1 protein-coding gene is annotated in these 1,020 nt (G+C 64.2%); it reads left to right on the top strand.

What is annotated here, in order from left to right:
• Positions 1 to 1,020 (top strand): chemotaxis protein CheA (locus SO139_RS46250; RefSeq protein ID WP_498542161.1); only part of this gene is annotated, 1,020 nt, incomplete at both ends.

Below are 1,020 nucleotides of genomic sequence, written 5' to 3'. Positions count from 1 at the left end.
GGAGGCGAAGGCCAAGGAGGCAAAACCCGCGCCCAAGAAGTCGATGGCGGACGAGAGCGTCACCGAAGGCGACCGCGTCGCCAACCAGTCGATCCGCGTCAACGTGGATACGCTGGAGCATCTGATGACCATGGTCTCCGAGCTGGTGCTGACCCGCAACCAGCTCCTGGAGATCTCCCGCCGCAACGAGGACACCGAGTTCAAGGTGCCGTTGCAGCGCCTCTCCAACGTCACCGCCGAGCTGCAGGAAGGCGTCATGAAGACGCGCATGCAGCCGATCGGCAATGCCTGGCAGAAGCTGCCGCGCATCGTCCGCGACCTCTCGAGCGAACTCGGCAAGCAGATCGAGCTGGAGATGCACGGCGCCGACACCGAGCTCGACCGCCAGGTGCTCGACCTGATCAAGGATCCGCTCACCCACATGGTGCGCAACTCCGCCGACCATGGCCTTGAGACCCCCGCCGAGCGCTTGGCGAGCGGCAAGGGCGAGCAGGGCACCATCCGGCTGTCCGCCTATCACGAGGGCGGCCACATCATCATCTGCATCGCCGACAACGGCAGAGGCCTCAACACCGAGAAGATCAAGGCCAAGGCGCTCTCCTCAGGTCTCGTCACCGAGGCCGAGCTCGAGAAGATGAGCGAGGCGCAGATCCACAAGTTCATCTTCGCGCCGGGCTTCTCGACGGCTGCCGCCATCACCTCGGTCTCGGGCCGCGGTGTCGGCATGGACGTGGTGCGCACCAATATCGACCAGATCGGCGGCACCATCGACATCAAGTCCGTCGCCGGCGAAGGCTCCTCCGTCACCATCAAGATCCCGCTGACGCTGGCCATCGTCTCCGCCCTGATCGTGGAAGCCGGCGGTGACCGCTTTGCCATTCCCCAGCTCTCGGTCGTGGAATTGGTGCGGGCGCGCGCCAATTCCGAGCACCGCATCGAGCGCATCAAGGACACCGCGGTCTTAAGGCTGCGCAACAAGCTGTTGCCGCTGATCCACCTGAAGAAGCTTTTGAAGATCGA

It is taken from the genome of Bradyrhizobium sp. UFLA05-89, assembly GCF_059803475.1.
This window is presented reverse-complemented; position numbering and strand designations above follow the sequence as displayed.